Origin of the sequence: Roseibium polysiphoniae (assembly GCF_014842925.1) — a bacterium.
In the GTDB taxonomy this organism is placed as follows: domain Bacteria; phylum Pseudomonadota; class Alphaproteobacteria; order Rhizobiales; family Stappiaceae; genus Roseibium; species Roseibium polysiphoniae.
In genome coordinates this window covers 150969-169036 of sequence record NZ_JACYXJ010000003.1, presented here as the reverse complement: position 1 = coordinate 169036, position 18068 = coordinate 150969, and the positions used below count along the sequence as shown (strand labels likewise).

Annotated in this window: 12 protein-coding genes, 1 tRNA gene and 1 pseudogene; 8 read left to right on the top strand and 6 right to left on the bottom strand. The window is 56.6% G+C overall.

Features of this window, described 5'->3' with window-relative positions; genetic code table 11:
- From IG617_RS07770 to IG617_RS07755, 4 genes and pseudogenes are all read left to right on the top strand, one after another.
- Complete coding sequence (locus IG617_RS07770) at window positions 1-5481, top strand: putative Ig domain-containing protein (protein ID WP_192108672.1); 5481 nt, start codon at window positions 1-3, stop codon at window positions 5479-5481.
- Between the two features lie 178 nt (window positions 5482-5659).
- Window positions 5660-7381: a type I secretion system permease/ATPase gene (locus IG617_RS07765; RefSeq protein ID WP_192108671.1), complete on the top strand. Its 1722-nt coding sequence runs from the start codon at window positions 5660-5662 to the stop codon at window positions 7379-7381.
- Window positions 7378-8682: an HlyD family type I secretion periplasmic adaptor subunit gene (locus tag IG617_RS07760; RefSeq protein ID WP_192108670.1), complete on the top strand. Its 1305-nt coding sequence runs from the start codon at window positions 7378-7380 to the stop codon at window positions 8680-8682. The genes IG617_RS07765 and IG617_RS07760 overlap by 4 nt, the downstream gene beginning before the upstream one ends.
- A 69-nt stretch (window positions 8683-8751) precedes the next feature.
- Window positions 8752-9057: pseudogene (locus IG617_RS07755) on the top strand (DUF2793 domain-containing protein); the annotation flags it as partial.
- A 154-nt stretch (window positions 9058-9211) separates the two neighbouring features.
- Here IG617_RS07755 and IG617_RS07750 read toward each other — a convergent pair.
- Window positions 9212-10075 carry an NAD(P)H-binding protein gene (locus IG617_RS07750; RefSeq protein ID WP_192108669.1) on the bottom strand — a complete coding sequence of 288 codons (864 nt, stop codon included), beginning with the start codon at window positions 10073-10075 and terminating at the stop codon, window positions 9212-9214.
- Between the two features lie 117 nt (window positions 10076-10192).
- Between IG617_RS07750 and IG617_RS07745 the strand changes: the two genes are divergently transcribed.
- Window positions 10193-11101: a LysR family transcriptional regulator gene (locus tag IG617_RS07745; protein WP_192108668.1), complete on the top strand. Its 909-nt coding sequence runs from the start codon at window positions 10193-10195 to the stop codon at window positions 11099-11101.
- A 367-nt stretch (window positions 11102-11468) separates the two neighbouring features.
- Here the strand turns inward: IG617_RS07745 and IG617_RS07740 are convergent.
- Window positions 11469-11545, bottom strand: a tRNA-Ile gene (locus IG617_RS07740).
- A 17-nt stretch (window positions 11546-11562) separates the two neighbouring features.
- Here IG617_RS07740 and IG617_RS07735 point away from each other — a divergent pair.
- A complete protein-coding gene (locus tag IG617_RS07735) occupies window positions 11563-12936 on the top strand; it encodes an AI-2E family transporter (RefSeq protein WP_209008347.1) in 1374 nt (457 codons plus the stop codon).
- A 109-nt stretch (window positions 12937-13045) separates the two neighbouring features.
- Entirely contained in the window at window positions 13046-13831 is a 786-nt protein-coding gene (locus tag IG617_RS07730) for an SIMPL domain-containing protein (protein WP_254170483.1), read from the top strand.
- A 73-nt stretch (window positions 13832-13904) separates the two neighbouring features.
- Here the strand turns inward: IG617_RS07730 and IG617_RS07725 are convergent, their stop codons facing one another.
- Both IG617_RS07725 and IG617_RS07720 read right to left on the bottom strand, forming a co-directional pair.
- Complete coding sequence (locus IG617_RS07725; protein ID WP_192108666.1) at window positions 13905-14492, bottom strand: GNAT family N-acetyltransferase; 588 nt, start codon at window positions 14490-14492, stop codon at window positions 13905-13907.
- Window positions 14493-14767: 275 nt separating this feature from the next.
- Entirely contained in the window at window positions 14768-15865 is a 1098-nt protein-coding gene (locus tag IG617_RS07720) for an NAD(P)/FAD-dependent oxidoreductase (RefSeq protein WP_192108665.1), read from the bottom strand.
- Between the two features lie 182 nt (window positions 15866-16047).
- On the opposite strand from IG617_RS07720, the gene IG617_RS07715 reads away from it, so the two are divergent.
- Window positions 16048-16704, top strand: coding sequence for a dimethylsulfonioproprionate lyase family protein (locus tag IG617_RS07715; protein WP_192108664.1), 657 nt, complete (start codon window positions 16048-16050; stop codon window positions 16702-16704).
- A gap of 2 nt (window positions 16705-16706) precedes the next feature.
- Here IG617_RS07715 and IG617_RS07710 read toward each other — a convergent pair whose 3' ends face one another.
- On the bottom strand, window positions 16707-17117 hold the full coding sequence (locus tag IG617_RS07710; RefSeq protein ID WP_192108663.1) for a ketosteroid isomerase-related protein: 411 nt from the start codon (window positions 17115-17117) through the stop codon (window positions 16707-16709).
- Window positions 17118-17224: 107 nt separating this feature from the next.
- Window positions 17225-18067, bottom strand: a complete 843-nt coding sequence (locus IG617_RS07705) for a transglutaminase-like domain-containing protein (RefSeq protein WP_192108662.1) — start codon at window positions 18065-18067, stop codon at window positions 17225-17227.
- Between the last annotated feature and the right edge of the window lies 1 nt (window position 18068).

Below are 18068 nucleotides of genomic sequence, written 5' to 3'. Positions count from 1 at the left end.
ATGTCACTTCCAAATATTTCTCAAGTGATTTCCCAATATCTCTACGGTTCTACAAGCCTTCCTGGAGACTTTTCAAGTGAAACTTTGATACGAGCTGACAACGTCGACACTGACATTCAAGTTCAAGTTATCGACTATATGACCGGACCGGATGGTCCCGGAAGATTTGCACTCGCGTCGAATATTGATTTGATCAGTACATTCATGACATTCGACGTCGCCGAGGCAAATGAAGTATTTACGTCGTTCTACTCAGGTGATGGCACAGACAGAGTAGAATTGAATAAGAGCGAAATCGCTAGCTTTCTTGGGTTTTCAAGCTACGGTCTTTCTGTTGATCAAAAAGATTGGAACGATGGGGTTGGCAACTACGGCGAGCGGGTCTTTATCTGGGGTAACACTGCCTTTCAAATCAACAATGATGCAAAGTTTGTAATTGAAAAGAACAATGCTCCCGGAGCAAGCCATCCATATACGATGCGTCTAGAAAATTTTTATCTGGAACCGCGCCGAGAAAACCAAGGGCAAGGCAGTTACGATCCTGAAAACTTTGATTTCAAGTCCAGCGACGGGTCCACAGAGCTAACCCAAGAAACTTCCGAACGCGCGATAGATCCTTCGGGAATTGGTCGAACTGTAGAGCTTGTATTCAAAGAAGGTGGACTCACCGCAAAAACATATACCTACACAGATTATCTTGCTGATCAGCAAATGACAGACCAATACTACAGCGTTTTTGAGTATAGCTTTGATAATCAATCACTGTTAAAAGATGAAATTCAGGATTTATTTGATGATTTGTTTGAAGATGGCATTACCTCTACTACATTGAGCGACAAGATGATCGTCTACGGCACAAGCGGTAGTGACGATCTGCACAGCTATACAACGACACGCGGATACGATGTTACGGACGAAACCGCAGATATTGGGGCTGTTTGGCCGTTAGTTTATACTTTCGACCTTCCTCAACATAATAAGACGACAAATGGAATTGTATACGTTGCTGGCGGCGGACATGACACTGTTATTGGCACTGACAAACAGGATGCTTTGTTTGGAGGCACAGGTGGCGACACGCTTATCGGCGGAGTTGCCGGAAGTCAGCTTGGAGGTCAAAATGTAAGTGACGTATTTTTTCAAAATACACCATCTTACTTTGATGATGAAATCCAGGATCGTCTGGAAGGTGGCGAAGGTCTTGACAGCTATCTCTTTTATCAGCGCTTGGACGTTGTAGAGGATCAACGCAATTGGGAAACTCCGGGATCTGCCTCGGGAGGATATTCGTTTTTCGATGTCATTCTCACCAGTTACGTTGATGTTGGACGAGATCCGCAAAAATTTGATTTATCCCTGTATCAAAATGTAGATGTTATTTCCGACAGCGATGGCAATGGGCAAATTTTTTCAAAGTCGCTCTCCTACGACCATGACGGGCAAACAGCAACAAAGGATCATCGAGTTGATGAGTTTAGCAATCTCATTTACACAGCAAAATCTACCCATGGCTTAGACTATTACACTGCTGGTGGAAATATTTTGTATTTAGACTCTTCTACTAGCAAGCTCTACGGGTTTGTATTTTATACAGGGTCAGAGTTTGGAGGAGATATATCCGCCCATTGGTCCGGGTATCATGCTGCTTTCGCAGTCGAGAACTTCAGTTGGGGCGATTTCAATATTTATGCGACCCTGCCTGCAATCAACGGGACCAGCGGAAATGATGCTCCAGACCTGCAGGCAGGTCCTGGAGGCGAAGGCGCTGATTACTCCGGGGGGGACGGTGATGACATTATCATTGGAACGGCGGCGTCCGATAGCCTTAAGGGCGAAAATGACAATGACACCTTAGACGGCGGAGCTGGAGATGACCAATTGTCCGGAGGCCGCGGTGACGATGTAGTCTCCGGCGGCGAAGGGAGTGATATTCTCGATGGTGGCAGGGACAACGATGTCTTAGATGGCGGAGTCGGCGATGACCAAGTGTTCGGAGGCCTTGGCGATGATCAAGTTTCTGGGGGGGCGGGAAATGATGTTCTCGTTGGCGGCATAGGGGACGATATTTTAGACGGTGGAATCGGATCGGATACTTACAAATTCGAATACGACACTGGATCCGACACGATATCTGACGCGGGCCTCTCATCTGATTTCGACATACTGGAGATCTATTATCTTCTAGAAGAAGATGTCATTTTATCAAAAGTTGGTGCCAATCTGACGGACCTGCTTATTACCGATACCTGGACCGGGCAAACCCTCCTTGTCGAGGGGCAATTTGCGCTAGGAAACACCACTGCTATTGAGAAAATAGTTTTTCTGAATGATGGCGCTGCGGATGACTATGTAGCTACAACGAGCTGGGACGTACAGGCTATCGAATCCCGTGCACTGGCGGATATGAACAACACCCTGCCAGTCGTCGTCACTCCAATTGCTTCCCAATCCTTGCCGGTAAACACACCATGGTCCTATACAGTTCCAGCGGATACTTTCTTCGACGCGGATGGAGACACGCTTTTCATTCAGCCCACCTTGGCTGATGGGTCTTTACTGCCTTTTTGGATGTCCTTCGATCAATCCACAAACACCATCAGCGGGACACCGCCGGTAGACTTCAATGGAAGCATCGGAATAACGGTGGCAGCTTATGATCGGCAAGGGGCCGCGGAGACAACTTTCACCCTTCTTGTTGGTGATACCAATGACGCACCGATCGTGGCAACAGCGATTGCTGATCAGGCCGTTTTGGAAGACACCGCCTGGAGCTATGCGGTTTCGGCAGGCACGTTCGCTGATGCTGATGGCGATGTCCTGACTTACAGTGCGAGCCTTGCAAATGGCGATCCTCTTCCATCCTGGCTCAGCTTCGATGGCGCCACACAAGCCTTTTCCGGCACGCCTCCGCAAGATTTCAACGGCACAATATCGCTGAAGGTGATTGCATCAGATGGTTCTGAGACAGCGGAGACGAGCTTCACGCTGACGGTATCGCCCGAGAACGATGCACCTGTTGTTGCTGCAGCAATCTTGGACCAATCCGCTGCGGAAGACACTGCATGGTCGTTTGCAGTTCCTGCTGGCACTTTCATAGATGCCGATGGTGACGCGTTGAGCTACAGCGCTGCTCTCGCAGACGGTTCGGCACTGCCGAGCTGGCTCAGCTTCGATGACGCCACACAAGCGTTTTCCGGCACACCTCCCCAGGACTTCAATGGAACTTTATTATTAAAAGTGACCGCATCGGATGGAACCGGCACGGTGGACGCAAACTTCACGCTCACGGTGGTGGCTGAAAATGATGCTCCTGTCGTCACAGCGTTGATTTCCGATCAATCGACTACGGAAGACACTGCATGGTCGTTTGCGGTGCCTGCTGGCACTTTCACAGATGCCGATGGCGACGCGTTGAGCTACAGCGCCGCTCTCGCAGACGGTTCAGACCTGCCGAGCTGGATGAGTTTCGATGACGCCACCCAAACGTTTTCCGGCACACCTCCGCAAGATTTCAATGGCACAATATCGCTGAAAGTGATCGCATCAGATGGTTCCGAGACAGCGGAGGCGAGCTTCACGCTGACAATATCGCCTGAGAACGACGCGCCTGTTGTTGCTGCAGCAATCTTGGACCAATCCACAGCGGAAGACACGGCCTGGTCGTTTGCGGTGCCTGCTGGCACTTTCACGGATGCTGATGGTGACGCGTTGATTTACAGCGCTGCTCTCGCAGACGGTTCGGCACTGCCGAGCTGGCTCAACTTCGATGACGCCACCCAAGCGTTTTCCGGCACACCTCCGCAGGACTTCAACGGAACTTTGTCGTTGAAGGTTATCGTATCGGACGGCACCGCAACTGCAGAAAGCGTATTCGAGCTGATTGTTACACCGGCTGATACAGACGTCGGCGATACGATCGCAACAGCCAGTTCCATTGCAGTAGGGGGCTCGATCACGGGCACGGTTGACGTAGCCGGCGATCATGACTGGTATGCTGTCGAACTGGAAGCAGGCGTGAGCTATCAGTTCAGCCTGCGGGGTGCCGCCACATCCGGCGGGACCTTGAGCGATCCCTTCCTGGCGCTGTTCGATGCAGCAGGCGTCGAAATTGATTTCAACGACGACCATGACGGATCCCTCGACGCCTTGATCGAGTTTACACCGACAACCTCGGGCACCTACTACCTGGATGCTGAGGCACGCGGTGCAGACACCAATATCGGAACCTACACCTTGGAAGTAGAGGTGGTGGTATCAGGGCCGACTGATTCAAACGATACTCTTTCTGGAACAAGTGGTGCAGATTTGATTGATGGCCTTGCTGGTGACGACGCCATCAGTGGTTTGGCTGGCGATGATACGTTAATTGGGGGAGCTGGAGCGGACTCAATCGACGGTGGGGATGGCAACGATACGATCCATGCCGACGCTGCAGATACATGGTTCGACGGCGGAAACGGTGTTGATACTCTCATCTACGATGGCACTGACGATCGGCAATACGCCATGAATCAAGGTAGCTTTGAGAACATGTCTGCCGGATCGGGCAACAATACAATTTGGGGCACCGCCGACGGGAACCTCATAGACGGCGAAGGGGGCAATGATGTCATCCACGGCTATGGTGGGAACGATACCCTTATCGGCGGCTCTGGGTCCGATTCACTCATGGGTGGCGACGGCGATGACACTGTCTATGGCGATGCCGATGATGTTTGGTTTTCCGGAGATGACGGCGAAGACACACTCATTTTCACCAGCACTGCCGACTTCGACTACGCGCTGGATAACGGTGGTTTTGAACATATGAAGGCCGGCTCCGGCGACAACGCAATATACGGCACTGCAGGCGACAATATACTCGATGGCGAGGCTGGCGATGACTTCATTCAGGCCTATGATGGCAATGATACGCTGATCGGGGGAAGTGGATCTGATAGCCTTCAAGGCGGAGATGGCGATGATATCGTATTTGCCGATGCGGATGACAGCTGGTTTTCTGGTGATGCTGGTATCGACACGCTGATTTATACCAGCACGGATGATCGCCAATACTCGCTTGGCCAAGGTGCATTCGAGCACGTTGAAATGGGTGGTGGTAATAATGTCGTTTGGGGGTCCGCGGCAGACAATACCATCAATGGGCAAGCTGGCGCGGACACCCTTTACGGATACGCTGGTGCGGATCGCCTCATCGGAGGGACTGGCGCGGACCATCTGGTTGGAGGCGACGGCGATGATGCTTTCGTATTCTCGTTTGGTGACACAGGACATGACACGATCACCGACTTTGTCGCCGGAGCGGGATCCGATGATGAGATTGAGTTCGAGAGCGGTGTTTTCTCAGATCTAGCGAGTGTTCTGGCTGCCGCTTCTGATGATGGCACGGATACAACGATCACGATCGACGCAGAGACATCGGTCCTCATTCAAAACGTGGTCGTTTCGAACCTTCATCAGGACGACTTCCGGTTTGTCTAGGGCCTCGGGTTCGTCGTGGTGACGCGGTACATGGCGGCTACAGTCAGCGCCATTTAGATGCACTTCTGTGGCTCCCGCCTCGCTCGGGGGCCGCAGGCGTACTGCACACAGTCTGTGTGAGCCGCGCTGTTTGCCCATCTTTCACACTCCTCCCATTCCATAGAGTATCGAACCCAAGATGCGTAGTTCAGAGACGCCGGATGGTGCCGCTTCAGTCCTCTCGATGGCTTTCCGCAACGTCCGCTTTGCCTTGACTGCGGTTGGTCTTGTCAGCTTTCTTATCAATCTCTTGATGTTGACCGGACCGCTGTTCATGCTTCAGGTCTATGACCGGGTCCTTGCAAGCGGGTCAGTGCCGACCCTCGTCGTGATCGGCAGCCTGGCAATTGTACTTTATGCCTTCTACGGCGTTCTGGAGGGCCTCAGAAGCCGTGTGCTCGCACGTCTGGCTCACCGGATCGATGCGAGTATGTCTGGTGCGGTCTTTCGCCTTTCGACAAGCCTGCCTGTTCGTCTTGGTCGCCGATCGGCAAACATGCGTCCAGTTCAAGACCTTGATACTGTCCGTCAATTTCTCTCCGGTGCGGGGCCTGCTGCGATTGCCGACCTACCCTGGCTGCCTTTCTACATTGCGCTCGTCTTCCTGTTTCATCCGATCTTGGGTTTTGTTGCTCTCGGGGGCGCAGTGGTCATTTCCGGATTGATTGGCCTGAATGAGGTGTTTTCAAAGACGCCAGTCGCGGAAGCGAGCCGCAAGGCAGGCGGCCGTGCCGCCGAAGTCGAAGCGGGCAAGCGGAACTCGGAAGCAATCCAGGCAATGGGGATGGAAGGGGCCTTGACGGCAAAATGGGAGTTGCTCAACGACGGGTTTCGGGCGACCCAATTGAGGGCCTCTGACAGGGGTGGATTTTTCTCGACGCTGATCAAGACGGTCCGGTTCGTATTGCAATCCGCCGTCCTGGGCGCCGGAGCCTGGCTCGCGATCCAACAGGAAATCACGCCGGGCGTCATGATTGCTGCGTCGATCATGACTTCCAGGGCGCTTGCGCCGATTGAACAGGCCGTGGCGCAATGGCGGAGCTTTGTCGCCTGTCGTCAGGCCTTGCATCGCTTGAAAGAGTGGCTTCCATTGGCGGCAGAAGAGAAGCCAAAACTGGAATTGCCTTTACCTCAGACGTCACTGTCCCTGGAGAAGGTAAGTTGCGGGCCCTTCGGCGAGCAAACGCCGTTCGTGACCAATGTTTCATTTGATCTTGCCGCCGGAGATGGTCTTGGCATCATCGGGCCCTCTGGTTCAGGCAAATCGACGCTGGCAAGAGCGCTTGTCGGGGCAGTGCCAATTCTTCGCGGCGTGGTTTCTTACGATGGAGCGGATATCAGGCAATGGCCGATTGATCGACGTGGCGACTTCATCGGATACCTGCCCCAGGATCTGCAACTCTTCGACGGCACCATCGCGCAGAATATTGCGCGCTTTCGCGACGACGCGAGTCCTGAGGCAATTACCGAAGCTGCCAGACTTGCTGATGTTCACGACCTGATTGTCGGGCTGACGGATGGGTACAATACTGTCATTGGGCAAGCGGGTCTCAATCTGTCAGGAGGCCAGCGCCAGCGCCTTGCACTGGCTCGTGCGCTCTACGCCGACCCGTTCCTGATTGTGCTCGACGAGCCCAACTCCAACCTCGACGCAGAAGGCGAAAATGCCTTGACCAATGCAATCATGGCGATGCGCGAGCGTGGCTCCATTGTCGTTGTGATCGCGCATCGTCCCAGTGCGATTACCGCAGCGAATAAGGTCCTTTGCATGAGGGAAGGACAGGCAGTTGCCTTCGGGCCTAAGGACGAGGTTCTCAAGAAAGTGGTTTTGCCGGTGGCCAGTGTTGGAGGCAGGGCATGAACGCGGAGCCAGGTAGCGATGCTCATCTCAAACGAACAGTCAAAGCGCATCTGCTTGCAGTACTGCTGATCAGCCTTACAGTTGTCGTCGGCCTCGGTGGGTGGTTGGCTGTGGCCCGCATATCGGGCGCTGTCGTGACCTCAGGGACCGTGGTGGTGGAAAGCAATATCAAGCAGGTCCAGCATCAGGAAGGCGGGATCGTGCGTGAGATCAAGGTCGATGATGGTGACTTGGTGGAGGCCGGAGAACTGCTACTTCGCCTTGATGACACCGTGACGCGCGCGAACCTTGCCGTGATTACCAAGCAGCTTGCTGAACTCGAAGCTCAGGAAAAACGGCTACTTGCCGAGCGTGACGGCGGAACTGTGATTGCATTTCTAGGGCCGGGCGGAACCCGCAGTCTGACTGAAGTTGAAATCGGCCAAAAACTCTTGTTTGAGGCACGGCGGAACTCGCTGTCAGGTCAACGTCAGCAGCTCAGCGAGCAGATCACCCAGCTGGATCGGCAGATTGAGGGCCTGGAGGCGCAGCTGGACGCAAAAGCGCAAGAGATCGAGCTCATCGATCTTGAACTTGTTGACCTCAATGCCCTCTTGGCGAAGCAGTTGGTCTCCAAAAGCCGCGTGACGTCATTGCGCCGCGAGAAAACCCGCTTGCGCGGTGAGCATGGCAGTCTGATTGCTCAAATTGCCCAGGCTCGGGAAGCAATCAGCGAAAGAGAGATCCAGATCCTCCAGATCGACGAGAATTTCCGTGCAGAGGTTCTTGAACAGCTGCAGGAGGTTCGATCCGAATTGGCCCGCCTTGCCGAACAACGCATTGCTGCAGAAGATCAGTTGCAGCGTGTCGACTTGCGCGCACCGCAGACAGGCTACGTCCATCAGCTGGCTGTTCATACCATCGGTGGTGTGGTTGCTGCTGGCGAACCCATCATGCTGGTTGTTCCGCGAGAAGACAAGCTCATCGTGGAAGCCCAGGTCCGGCCAGTCGATATTGATCAGCTTGGACAGGGACAGCGTGCCAGGGTTCGTTTTCCCAGTTTCGATCAGCGCACAACTCCGGAACTCAACGCCCGCCTTTTGACGATTTCCGCTGATCTGACAGAGGACGAACGCACAGGCCTCAGCTACTACACCGCCAGACTTGCGATCGATGAGGCTGAGCTGTCGAAACTAGGCGGGGCCGCTCTCGTGCCTGGAATGCCGGTAGAGGCCTTCATGACCACGCAAAACAGAACAGTGCTATCTTATCTGATCAAGCCAGTTCGCGATCAAATCGCACATGCAATGCGAGAGCGGTGATGCGGAGGTCGGACTGAGCTCGAAGGCGCCCGCAAGTTCCGCTGGTCTTCAAATTGTTTCTGGTCCGGCTTGTCCGGCGCTAGCGTCGACACCTCGATCGTCATTCCAAACCGGGCGATCGTCTTTGGCGTCTCAACCCGGACAACGACGACCATTACAGGAGCAACCTCCTACGACTGCGGGTTATCGGGTGAGACATCCAAGTTCGGCGGATCGCTCGGGATCGCGGCTGGCTCAACCAATGCCGGGGTGATCGGGCCGCAGGCGTTCTACTCGGATACGCCGGTCAGGCTGACTGCAAATGGAGGGAGTTTTAGCGGTGGGGCCGTGAAGGTGGTGTTGCACTACTTCTTGCCGGTCGTGCCGCAGGCGTGAGATGGTCAGTTTTCGACCCATTTCGGATGTTGGTGGGTTTGCAATGAACGGCAGGAACGGGTCCTTGTTGACGTTGGCGATTGGCGGAAAGAGGTGACCACTTCGAGATCACATCCGCTGTGCCAATGGTTTGGTAGCCGTCGCGTGTCAGGTCTTAGCTGAATATGCTCTCAAACACGTCCCGAACGGCTGTCGGTTGGCGACCGAGGAGCTTTTGCAGCGTCGGATCAAGGGTCGCAAATTCGCCAGCCAATGCCGCGCGATAGTAACCCACCATGACCGCGATGGCGCCTGCCGGTGCACCTGCACGCTGCGCATTTTCCACCATGGTGTCTTCACTGACGAAGCACCGCTCAATCGTTCGTCCAGACGCTTCACCCGCCAAATGCGCAAGGTCGGTGAGGTCTAACGCCTCGTTCCCGGTCAGCGGTGGCGTCGGACCATCTATGAACTCGCGCCCGGCCAGCAAGAGAGCATCGACCGCTGCCAGGTCCTCGTGGGCCGTCCAGGCGACTTTGCCGTCCTCCGGGCCGGTCAATACGCCGCTCTCGAAGCCTTTCGCATTCATGGCGAGTATACTGTCAGCGTAGAACCCATGGCGCAGTGCGGTCCAGGCTATCCCGGCACTTGCCAGCATCTTCTCAGTCGCGGCGTGATCGCGTCCGGGCGGGAACTGCGAGTCCGGAGAACTCGAGACCTGGCTGGTGTAGAACAGCCGCTGCACGCCCACCTCCTTGGCGATCGCGATGGCCGTTTCGTGTTGTTTCAGCGGATCTCCCCCCGTGGCCGCGGCATTGGAGGACACCAGCAGTATCCGTTCGGCATCTTCCCAAGCGTGGCGCAGGCTGTCGGGCTCAGAGTAGTCGCCGCGCCGGACACGCACGCCGCGCTTGGCAAGGTCAGCCACTTTCTCCGGCGCGCGGACGCTGACGCCAATGCGCTCTGCAGGAACATGATGCAGCAGCGCATCAACGATCATGCGCCCCAACTTTCCGGAAGCTCCTGTAACGATAAGCATAATCCCGTCTCCAATCGTCTTTCCTGCGCCGCGCCATGTACGGCATTTCCATCAGCGGGCAGCATGACTGTTCTCCTTAGGTTGGAAAACCATCGAATTTTGAATACCTTGTTCTCTATGAAGAACAGTGTCTCCATCGATGATCTCGCCGTCTTTCTCATGGTCCTCCGCGAGGGGGGCTTTCGGGCCGCAGCCCGAAGACTTGGTGTGGCTCCCTCCAAGATCAGCACGACAATCACCCGGATCGAGGCGCAGCTCGGCGTCCCGATGCTGCGCCGCACGACGCGCAGCCTGCATGCCACCGACGCAGGGCAACAGCTTGCGGATCGCATCGCACCATTGCTCTCAGAACTGGATGCGGCCTGTGTCGAGGCGGCCAACCTGGGCGGTGAGGTGAAGGGACGGCTGAAACTGAACGTACCGGGAGCCGTAGTGCCGGATATCCTGCCACCGCTATTGGCCGAATACCGGACACGCCACCCCAGTGTGGAAGTTGAAATCATTGTGGAAAGCGACTTGATCGACATTGTCGCCGCAGGGTGCGACGCGGGCATCCGCTACGGCTCCCTGCTGGAACAGGACATGGTTTCGATCCCGATCGGACCGAGGAAGCAGCAGTTAGCGCTGGCGGCATCGCCCGCCTATCTGCAAGCCCACGGTGTCCCTCGGAAACCGGAAGAGCTGACCGCGCATGATGCGATCCGATATCGCCTGCCAGGCGGCCCATTGCTCCCATGGGACCTGCAATCCGGGAAACGGTCAGTCCGGGTCGAACCGGTCAACCGGCTTGTACTCGGTGTTGCTGCGCTTGACACGGGGCGAAGCTATGCGCGCAACGGGATCGGAATCATTTATGCATTCCGCAATTGGCTGGACGAAGACATGGCCACAGGCGCGCTTGTCCCCATTCTGCGGGACTGGTGGCCAACACAGGAGGGGCCGCACCTTTACTACCCGAGTCGCTCGACTCCTGCCCCGCTACGGGCCTTCATAGATGTTTGCCAGTCCGGTGCCGTGACTCGTTGAACTGACACCAACTCGATGCGAGCAGTTCGCACCGATGCCATGTTGACGGTTCAGGGGGCTGTGCGAACGGCAGCCCGACCCGCTGTATTGCCGTTGGTTCGGATCGCAACGAACGTCCGTTTCCCGCCCTTATCTGGCGCCATAAATGGCGATTTAACGGGGTTTAAAGGGTCTTCAAGCGGTATTCAAAAGACGCCCTTGCATCGGCACTGAAGCTTGAAAACGGGTGGCGAAAACGTCAATTCACCGCCCAGCGCGCCTGAAACCACGCAAAAACTGAAAATTCCAGTTCGCCGTGTCAAACATTCCAGTTTTGCGTGGCGAGCTACACCGCTAGGCGTAACCTCCATTATGCAACCAGAAAGAATGGTGGGCCCGGAGGGACTCGAACCCCCAACCAATCCGTTATGAGCGGACGGCTCTAACCAGTTGAGCTACAGGCCCTGTCGACGGACTGACATGTGGCAGCAACCTGCAACGAATTCAGTGACCGGACACCTGCTAACTACACCAAAGCCTCTTTGCGCCGCAAGCGCTTTGGCGGTTGTCTGATGGCCTCTTTTGGAAATCGTGCGCTTTCAGCAAATCGCGGCGCACAACAGGCTGAAAATGGTTGGTGCCGCCTGCCTTTAAGTGCTCCGGTTTCGCTTGATCAGGCGGGCGCAGCTGGCCACCTGGAAGCTGCCGATCCCTTTCCAATCCGCGCCGAAGCGTGTAGCGATGAGAGCCATCAAGGCCATGGATCCAAAGGGAACATCATGCGGTCATCGCTGCTCAGCATCACATTGAGCCTCATCCTGGTCTGCCTTGTCGGCTGGCTGCTGGTCACAGGCCGGGCGCTGCTCTTGCCCCTGGCCATCGCCCTGATCGTTTGGTACCTGATCAATGCCCTGTCCCACGGCTTTCAGCTTGTTCCCTTCGGCGCCTGGCGCCTGCCGGGCTGGATCGCCTTCCCGCTCTCGCTGGTGACGATCTTTCTGACATCGACCCTCATTCTGGATATGGTTGCAGAAAATCTGACACAGCTGGCACGAGACGCTCCGGCCTATCAGGTGCGGCTCGAGGAGGTCTTCAATCAGTTCGCCGCCCTGATCAAGCTCAACGATCCGCTGGAGCTGCAGGACTTCCTGCCGGACGCCATCTTGCCGAAACTGGTCACGGCAGGCGCAGGCTTCATCACTACAATCGCCGGGTCCGCCTCGCTTGTGTTCATCTATGTGCTGTTTCTTCTGCTCGAGCAGTCGACCTTCGACCACAAGTTCGAAAAACTCTTCGCCACGCCTGCGCGCGCGCGGGCTGCCTTTGCCCTGCGCGAAGAGATCAACCGGTCCATCCTGCATTATTTCGGCATCAAGACCGTCGTCAGCATAGCAACTGGTCTTCTCACCAGCCTGATCCTCTGGGCCATGGGGCTGCCCTATGCAGCCCTCTTCGGCTTCATCGCCTTTCTGCTAAACTATATTCCCACCATTGGCTCGCTCGTCAGCGTGATCTTTCCCGCGCTTCTGTCGCTGGTGTTTTTCGACACGCTGGGTCCCTTCATTCTGATCGTCGCCGGATTGGGCGCGATCCAGTTTTCGATCGGCAACCTCATCGAGCCGAGGCTGATGGGCTCCAGTCTGAACCTTTCCGGCCTGGTCATCATGATCTCCCTCGCCTTCTGGGGGGCGATCTGGGGCGTGGTCGGCATGGTCCTTTGTGTCCCGCTGACCGTGGTGATCCTGATCATCTGCGCCAAATTCGAGCGGTCGCGCCCGATAGCGGTCCTCCTGTCCGCCAATGGCGACATTGCAGTGTTTCCCGAAAGGCTCGAAGGCGACGAACCGGCCGGCTGACCTGAACCGGAGATGAACCGAAACGCCTTTGCCGTGCCGCAATCGGACTGAAAGATAGGCTCGTTAAAAGACAAGCGGTCCCCGCCGCGATTTTATGTGAGGTATGATCTTGTTTTCTAAGCCCCTTTCGCGCCTGCCGCAGACCCGCCGCCACGAAGGCGAAACCAGCGCCAGAAAGGCCGCCGGCACCTTTTTGATCGCAGCACTTTTCGCGCTCTCTCCGCTGGTACCGGCACCAGCCCATGCCGATGAGAGCAAGACCCCGGCGACCATTACGATTTCCGGCCAGGGCAAGATCTCGCTGGCTCCGGACATGGGCGTCGTGACGACGCGCGTCGTGACACCGGCGAAGTCAGCCCCTGAAGCCCTGTCCAGCAACACCCAGGCGATGAACGAGGTCATCTCCAAAATCAAAGAGGCAGGCATCGCCGCAAAAGACATACAGACAAGCGGCTTTTCCATTCATCCGCGCTATGCGGATCGCCGCGACGATCCCAACCAGCCACTGAAGATCGTCGGCTATGAAGTTTCAAATGGTGTCACCATCCAGGTGCGCGATCTCGACAAGTTGGGCGCCATTCTCGACACGGTCGTGCGGTCCGGCGCAAATGAGGTCGGCGGCATTTCGTTCCAGGTGAGCGACGCGGACAAGAAGATGGACGCGGCACGCAAGGCTGCCGTTGAAAACGCCAGAACCAAGGCCGCGCTCTACGCAGAAGCCGCAGGCGTATCGCTCGGCCGGGTCCTGTCGATCTCTGAAAGCGGAGCGATCGCGCCGCGTCCCTATGCCATGCGCGCGGACAAAATGATGATGGCGGAAGCTGCCGTTCCGATCGAGGCAGGCCAGGAGACGCTCTCGGCCAATGTCACCATCGTCTGGGAACTGGACCAGTAGGCTCAAACAAAAAAGCCGGCGCCCCTTTGATGCGGGCTCCGGCTTTGTTCCAAGTTTCAGAGGTAGATACCGATTAGAGCGAGCGGATCCAGACCTGCATCGGCTTCTCGCTCTCCACGTCCTCGCCCACATCCTGCCAGGGGAAATGCACGATCCCGCCGGCAAGTTTGTCATAGCCGCGTTTGCGCCAGAAATCATCCAGCGGCGAATAGTTGTCCGGTTTCAGCGGGTGGTTGTCCGGGCGGATAACCGCGCAAAAGGCCGCCGTCGAGAACCCCAGCGCCTTGGCATGGGCTTCACGCTCATCATAAAACAGATGACCAATTCCCTGACCGCGATAGGCTGGATCGAGCAGGGCTTCTGCCAGATAGAAGATTTCGCGCGGGTCCAGCCCCTTGTCCTCGAACGGACCACGGAACTGGATCACTTCCTGTTCCAGCGGCTCCCCAGTCGCAGCGCCCACCAGGGTGTCGCCGTCATAGGCTCCGACGATGACCGCTCCCTCGGTCTGGGCATAGCGCGACAGATAGGCCTGCTCATATTCCATCGTGCCGTCATAAAGGTAGGGCCAGTCGCGAAAGATCTTGATGCGAAGCTTGGCGAGGTCCGGGAGAGCCGCCTCAAGTTCATCGCCCTTCAAAATCCTGATTTCAATTGTCATATAATTTCCTCACCACTTCCCTCGGCACAAACATCAAGGTCGGCTCGAGAAAAATCAACACCCTACCGCGACAAAACCGGCAGTGCGGCCGTGATCAGGCACAATTTCCACACTGACAAGTGTACTTTTTGAGCGCACGCCTTCTGGCTTTGTTCGACACCTTTGGGATGCCGCCATGGCCTTCAAAGCTACGAAGGCACGACACAGCCTGACGGCAAGCCGCACAGGTCGCGCGGTACATGCCAGCCAGAACCGCAGCAATCGGCAGGGTTCGATCAGTCCCGCGCTTCCAGCCAACGCCTTGACGCATCGACGTCACCACTCAACAGTCCACCTGCAATCTGGTGACCGACCGCTGCGCCGAACTTGTAGCCATGTCCGGAACAGGCCGACACGGCGATGGTGCGGCCAATCTCGCGCACAAAGAAGTGCCGGTCTTCGGTGAAGGTGTAGGCGCAGGTCACAACGTCGGCGACGCCGTAGTCTTCGATCCGTGCAAAGGGTGGGGCGAAGTAATTGCGGATTTTCTCGCCCTCACCCGCCTTCGCGCTGCGGTCGGTGTCCGGTTCGCACTTGTATTTGTGAATGCCCGCGCCGACCTTCAGTCCTGTTCCTGCCACCGGCGGCAGCACATAGCCATCCACGCTCCCACCCACATCAAGGATCACGGGCGCCTTCTCCCACGCGGTTTTCAGGTCTGCTGGAGGGGTCAGATAGGCAACGGCCGTGCGATAGGTCGTCAGCGAGGAGGCAAGGTCCGGCAGGAGGCGAAGCGTCCAGGCCCCGGCTGTCACAACCACCTTGTCGCCGACCAGTTCCTCGCCGGTTTCCAGCCGAACACGCCCGGCTTCCGCATCCAGTGAGGTAACCTTGCAGTTTTCACGCACGTCGGCCCCATTGGCCCTGAGCCAGTCACGCAAGGCAGCAGCGATCTTCTGGCACAGGAGCACACCCCCCTCAGGGCTGACCGCACCGAAGCGGATGGTGCCGGCATCAATGAAGGGATATCGCGCTGCAGTCTCGGCCGGGCTCAGTTCCTCAAAGGCATAGCCACCTTCAATCAGGCCGTCACGATACTCTTCGCCTTCATCTCCGGGCACCTGCGACAGAAGCATATACCCCGTATCCACGAGATGACTCTCACCGAGGTCGTCCCACATGGCGTCCCAGGCTTCAAAGGCCTCACTCATGCGGCGCTGATATCCGCCCTGCCCGCCATAGGCCCGTCGGATGATCCGGTGTTGATCCCCGGACGCCGAGAGTGGATTGGGAATCGGCCCCTGTTCCAGCAGAGTGACGGCAACGCCTTTCCTGGCCAGAGACCAGGCGGTGGAGAGGCCCGAAATCCCGGCCCCGACGACGATGATGTTCATGAAACGACTTTCTCTAGTTCTACGCGGGAAGCTTAACCTCGTGGAGGTCGCGCGCAAGCCAAATCAAGTCGTAATGCCATTCCAAATTGTCTCACAGGAACAGTTATCTATATACGATCCGACCTGCTTTTTGCAGGATGCTGAAACGTGCCATCTGGCAAGGATATTTTTCTGGAGACAAGATGTCGGACCGTCATCTCTCTGACTTGCCCGATTGGGGCTACCTTCTACGGGAATACTACGAGCTCTACCGTTTCCTGTCCTCAGGCGGCAGCGATCGTATCCGGGGCCATCAACGTGCCGTGCGAGAGGCCATCAGCCGGGTCACAAAGAGCAATGCCGAGGTGCGTTTTGACAGCCCGGCCCAGAAACCCGTGACCGCACATCTCAGACGTGCCCTGGACGAGGGAAAGCTGGAGCGAACCGCTCCGCTGATCCGCTCGCTTGAGGCCGTTCAGGACCATCTGGTCTGGCAATACGGCTATGAGAAAGTGCCGCGCGGGCTGGAGAAGACCTACGCCTACGCGGAAATCTGCGGCCCCAATGGCCCGGTTCTGACCGATCAGGTGATCCTCGGCCTCGTGCTCTTCGCGCCCGGCTGCACCTATCCGGCACACGCTCATAACGGGATTTCGGAAAGCTACATCTGTCTGTCAGGCGCGGTCTCGGAGAACCATCAAGGTGTCTATGCACCCGGCTCCATGATCTTCAACCCGCCGCATCACATGCATCGGATCACGGTCTCAAAGACCGAGCCAGCCCTCCTGACCTACGCCTGGACAGGATTGCCGGAGGTTCTGACCTCACAGAAAATGGTCTTCAGCCGCCAGCGCAAATAGGCTCAGGCATTCACCTGGGCAATCCAGTCTTCGAGGTTGTAGTAGGTGGTGATCCTGGAGATCTTGCCCTCTTTCAGGTCAAAGAAGGTGCCGGCCGGCAGGCGATAGGTTTGGCCGTTCGCCTCCGGCAGACCCTCGTCGGTCGAAAGATACGTGCCGTTGACGGTGAATTCAGCCGCCGCCCGCGTTCCAGTCTCGTCGGCAAAGACAACGATGTCGGTCAGCTCTTCCTTGTAGCAGCGCGTCATATGCGCGTTGAACTCGGCGAAAAGCGTCTTGCCGGAGCGCCGGTCACCCTGGTTCACGTCATGCGCAATGTCATCACTCACCATCGACAGCATCTGCTCGGCATCACCGGCGTTGAAGGCAGCATAATAGGACTTGATCAGGGCTAAGGTGGTCGGGTTCGACATTGGGGCAACCATATTGATGGGAAACTCTGCGCCACAATAGATCGGACCGAGGCTCACACAATGCCTCGGATCCCGACAGATATCAGCCTGAAAGCGGAAAACCCGGCTTAATCCCCTGCCAGTCTCATCCGGATTTCCAGATCATGCAGCCGAATGGTTCCTTCATCCGACACCACGACCGGCTCGGCGATCAGCTTTTCCTCAAAGATGCCAAGCTCGGGAAAGGCCAGCCCCATGGAATGGGCGAGAGCGACACGGCTACCGGGCTTTGGATTGAGACCACAGCATATGTCCTCCTTGCCCATCTTCTTGTGATGCGCGATGTCCCACTCCAGCACCACGCCATTGTGGCGCGTCACGACCCAGCAATGCATGTCAGAACAACAACCGTTCTTCTCCTGCGGGAAGAAGTATCCGGTGACATAGCCAGCCTCCAGGCCTGCGGACCGCAGGGATGCAATCAGGTAGGTGTTGATGTCGACGCAGGAGCCCTTGGTGAGGCCGCAGCCAAGGTGTGGAACGGTATCCATGCCTTCATTGAAGCGGACATCCACATGCCCGTAGCTGAACTTTTCCGAGGTATGAGCAACGATCGCGGCAATCGCTGCATGGCCATCGACTGCCTGTTCTGCAATCTGCTGGGCATCTGTCACCAGAGCGTCCGCCGCCCGGGTAAAACAGCTCTCGCGCGGTTGGAACACGCTCTCTGGATACATCCCATCCGCATCGGCGAAGTGATAGACCAGTTTGACATCATCACCCGCGCCTTCCGGCGTGATCAGGGCCGCCATCTGACCTGAAGTGGTCTCGCCGGTCAGATCAAACTGTCCGCCTTCGACCGAGAAGTGCAACGCCATCTGATGAGGCGTCGGCATGCCGACGGGAGCGAGTAGCTTGCTCCCGCCATGCTCAGCGGATTTCACAATGACTTCAACAATAACCAGAGACATC